Annotated in this window: 2 protein-coding genes and 1 pseudogene; all 3 read right to left on the reverse strand. The window is 53.9% G+C overall.

All coding sequences use genetic code 11. The features are described from left to right. Nucleotides 1-879: pseudogene (locus tag OEL57_RS14460) on the reverse strand (hypothetical protein); the annotation flags it as partial. Continuing rightward, complete coding sequence (gene gyrA / locus OEL57_RS14465; protein WP_300741395.1) at nt 863-3,409, reverse strand: DNA gyrase subunit A; 2,547 nt, start codon at nt 3,407-3,409, stop codon at nt 863-865. The pseudogene OEL57_RS14460 and the gene gyrA, both read right to left, overlap by 17 nt. Nucleotides 3,410-3,459: 50 nt before the next feature. Continuing rightward, nucleotides 3,460-4,592 (reverse strand): toprim domain-containing protein (locus OEL57_RS14470; protein ID WP_300741396.1); only part of this gene is annotated, 1,133 nt, incomplete at its 5' end.

The following is a 4,592-nucleotide window of genomic DNA, read 5'->3' on the forward strand; positions in this document are numbered from 1 at the left end:
GGCCAGAGTGCCATCCCCGATCTCCCAGGAAAACCAGACTGCGCGTACACCATAACAATCCAAAGGAGCTGCCTGCACCATAAGAGATGCTACCGGTTCTGCAAATGAGGCAGACATCGGTTCAGGCTGATCAATGCCAAGAAAGGCCAGACGTCTGAGACTACGCTTAACCTGCTCTTCAAGCCCTTCAACCGTCAAATTTTCCAATGCCTGCAGTACCGTCACAGCACAGCCGTGACGCAGGGTGCCCAGGCTTTCCACAGCCAGGGCTGCCACTTCGCTATACTCAAAATAAGCCAGCATACGCAGAAATGCGGCGGCGGCAGCGCCATGATCAGCCCTGCTGCCAAGACGACGGATCATCTGATCACGCAGCATCTCATCGGCATTCAGAAAACGATCCATAAACCGGACCATGCCCCAGGAACCTTCCTGCAAACAGAGGTCAAGGAAGCTGTTCAGCGTTGTGCCGGTCAAATCATCACGGGAAAAGGGAGGGGAGGAGACATCGACGCCGTAATCTTGCAGGATTTCCAGCAGCGGTAATCTGCCTTCATCTGCAAGATCTCGGCGTTTAAGAGTTAACGCCACCAACTGGTCAAGCCAGGAGGTGGCATCAAAAAAGTCCAGCATACAGGTATAGCGGTAGAGCCGCTCGTGGTCCTGCTCACGCCAGAGTCTCCGCACCAGTGGGGGTAATGCTCGCCGCCCTGATTTTTGAAGGCGACGACCGATCCGCTCCAGCTGGTCGCGGGTTAACTGGTCTCTGGTTAAGAAATCAAGCAGCCGGATGATCCGCCGCCGCTCACGGTAACTGGTGTCTACCGTGCGCAGACGGGGTACCGCATGCAGATCCATTGGCTCAGGCTTCTTCTTCACCTTCGGGCTCCAGACCTTCGTCATCATCACGCTCAGCCAGTTTGGCTACGGCAACGATCTTTTCCTGCTCTTCAGTCACCATCACCCTGACTCCCTGGGTATTACGGCCAATTACCGAGAAGCCGGCCACCGGCACCCGCAGGATCTTGCCCTGGTCAGTGATTACCATCAACTGGTTCTCATCATTCACCTGCATAACGCCTACAACCAGGCCGTTACGTGTGGTGGTTTTGATGGTGATCAAGCCCTTGCCACCACGGGATTGACCGCGATACTCGTCAAGGTCGGTCCGCTTGCCAAACCCGTTCTCGGTCAGAGTAAAGATAGTGGAACCGGTTGCCGTCGGGTCAACCACCTCCATACCGATGACTTCGTCCCGTGCCTCAAGGTTCATACCCCGCACACCGCGGGTAACCCTGCCCATGGGGCGGGCATCAGCCTCAGGGAAGCGGATCGCCTTGCCATGACGTGAGGCCAGGAAGACATCCTTCTGGCCATCAGTCAGGGCAACAGAAATCAGCTTGTCCCCTTCATCAAGATTAACCGCATTGATACCGGTGACACGGATATTCAGATATTCAACCAGCGGGGTCTTTTTGACCACGCCATTGCGGGTAGCCATCAGCAGATACAGATCTTCACGGTTCAGGTCCTTAACCGGCAGGATCGCGGTGATCTTCTCACCTTCCCGCACATTGACCAGGTTCACCACCGCCTTGCCTTTGGTGGTACGGCTGCCTTCAGGGATTTCATAGACCTTGATCCGGTAGACCCGGCCCATGTCAGAGAAGAACAGCAGGAAGTCTTTGGTGGAGGCGATGAAGAGCTGCTCCACAAAATCCTCTTCACGGGTCTTCATCCCGGTCTTGCCCTTGCCACCACGGCGCTGGGCCCGGTAGAGGTCAACCGCACTCCGCTTGATATAGCCAGTATGGGAGACCGTTACCACCATCTCTGCATCTTCAATGGTGTCTTCCAGTGAAATGTCAGCGGTCTGAAGCACGATATCAGTGCGACGCTTGTCACCAAAACGCTCCTTGATATCGGTCAATTCACCCACAATGATCTTCATGATCTCGGCATCCGACCCCAGAATCTCCTTCAAACGGGCGATCAGGCGCAGGATCTCTTCATATTCTGCAATGATCTTGTCCCGCTCAAGGCCGGTCAGTCGCTGCAGGCGCATCTCCAGAATGGCCTGGGCCTGAATATCCGAGAGCTGTACCGCCTTCTCATACCCGGCAGGGCGGGGCAAGTTCAGACGCTGCAGATAGTCTGGATCTGCAAAGCGTCCCTCCATCAGCCCCAACTTTGCCTCTGGCGGAGTCTTGGATTCACGGATCAGTTCGATCACGGCATCCAGCCAATCCAGAGCAATTTTGAGACCTTCCAGGATATGGGCACGGGCCTCGGCCTTTTTCAACTCAAACAGTGTCCGTTTGGTCACCATATCCCGGCGATGTTCGATGAAATAGTGCATCATCTCAGACAGGGACATCAGCTTGGGACGATTGTGCACAATCGCCAACATATTGATGCCAAAGGAGGTCTGCATCTGGGTGTGCTTGTAGAGCTGGTTCAGCAGCACCTCGGCGTTCTCGTCCTTTTTCATGTCAATCACGATCCGCATACCATCACGGTCTGACTCGTCCCGCAGGTCTGAAATTCCCTCGACCTTCTTTTCCTTGACCAGCTCGGCAATGCTGGTGATCAAACGGGCCTTGTTAACCTGATAGGGAATCTCGGTCACCACGATGGACTCGCGATCGTGCTTCTTGCTGTTTTCAACATGGGCCTTGGCACGAACCTGAATGATGCCGCGTCCGGTGGCGTAGGCATCAATAATCCCCTGGCGGCCATAGATGGTGCCACCGGTGGGAAAATCAGGACCCGGCACTATCTCCAACAGTTCTTCATAGGAAAGAGCAGGATTGTGGATAAGTGTGATGATGGCATCAATGATCTCCCCCAGATTGTGGGGCGGGATGTTGGTGGCCATGCCGACTGCAATACCCGATGACCCGTTGACCAGCAGGTTGGGAAACTTGGCTGGCAACACAGAAGGCTCGTAGAGGGATTCATCATAGTTGGGAGTAAACGGAACGGTCTCTTTTTCCAAGTCAGCCAGCAGCTCGTGGGTGAGCTGCTTCATCCGGATCTCGGTATACCGCATGGCTGCCGGGCTGTCGCCGTCCACTGAACCGAAGTTACCCTGACCATCCACCAACAGATAGCGCAGCGAGAAGTCCTGGGCCATCCGGACAATCGTATCGTACACGGCAGTATCACCATGGGGGTGGTACTTACCGATGACATCACCGACGACCCTGGCCGATTTTTTGTAGGGCTTGTTATAATCATTGCCCATATCGTTCATCGCAAACAGACAGCGACGGTGCACTGGCTTGAGACCATCCCGAACATCCGGCAAGGCCCGGCCGACAATGACCGACATGGCATAATCCATGTAGGAGCGTTTCATCTCATCTTCAATATTAACTGAAACCTTCTGCATTACCTGTTCCTGCATGAGGTGTCCCCTCGTTTAATGTTGTGTTGTAAAACGGTTAATGTGCAGGGTTAGACATCAAGGTTGACGACATTCAGGGCATTTAATTCAATAAATTCCCTGCGAGGTTCAACCTGGTCGCCCATTAACACCGTAAAAATCTGATCGGCCTCAACCACGTCCTCAATCTTGACCTGCAGCAGGATCCGGTTTTCTGGATTCATAGTGGTTTCCCAGAGCTGGTCAGGGTTCATCTCACCCAGACCTTTGTAGCGCTGGATTGCCAGGCCTTTTTTGGCATATTCGAGGAAGTAGGTCAGCAGTTCTTCATGACGATTGGTCTCAAGGAGCCCTTTGCTATTTTCCTCCAGGCGGGCCAAGCCGCCTGCCATCAACTCTGACACCTTGCGGTTGGACTCTACCAACAACTCATATTCATGGCTGCCAAGGACTAGCAGCGTCTGATTATCAATCACCGACCGCGTATTGCCGATCCTGAAGGTGACCCGCTCATCCTCTATCTGATTCTGGTAATCACAATCGTCTATCAGGCCCTGCATGATGCTCAGGTACGACTCAAGACCTGCAACTTCCTCAATACCCGGCTTTACTCCGGCCCGGATCAACAGATCAAGCAGATCAGCCGGAATACCTTTTTTAACTACCTTTTCAAACAGGGCGCGCCACTCAATAAGTTGACGGATCACCGGAATGATCTGCTTGCCGATGTAGGATCGATCCCCTTTTTCCATGCTCAGGATCAGCTCTTCAGCCCCTTCCTCCAGCAGGAAGGTCTGCAGGGCTGCTTCGTTACGCAGGTACAGTTCTTTCCTGCCCCGCTTGACCTTATAGAGCGGTGGCTGGGCAATATAGAGGTGTCCGCGCTCAATCAGTTCCTGCATGTTGCGGTAGAAGAAGGTCAGCAGCAGGGTCAGGATGTGTGAACCGTCCACGTCGGCGTCAGTCATGACAATGATCCGGCCGTAACGCAGTTTGGCAATATCAAAGTCATCCTTGCCGATACCGGTACCCATGGCCGTAATCAGGGTACGGATCTCCTGGGAGGAGAGCATCTTGTCAAAACGGGCCTTTTCAACGTTCAGGATCTTACCCTTCAGCGGCAGGATCGCCTGAAAGCGACGATCGCGTCCCTGCTTGGCAGAACCGCCTGCAGAGTCACCCTCGACCAGATACAGTTCACACT

Source organism: Trichlorobacter sp. (assembly GCF_030247655.1).
GTDB lineage: Bacteria > Desulfobacterota > Desulfuromonadia > Geobacterales > Pseudopelobacteraceae > Trichlorobacter.

Coding starts and splice junctions, on each gene's coding strand:
- gyrA (WP_300741395.1), bottom strand. CDS start 3,409: ATGCAGGAACAGGTAATGCAGAAGGTTTCAGTTAATATTGAAGATGAG.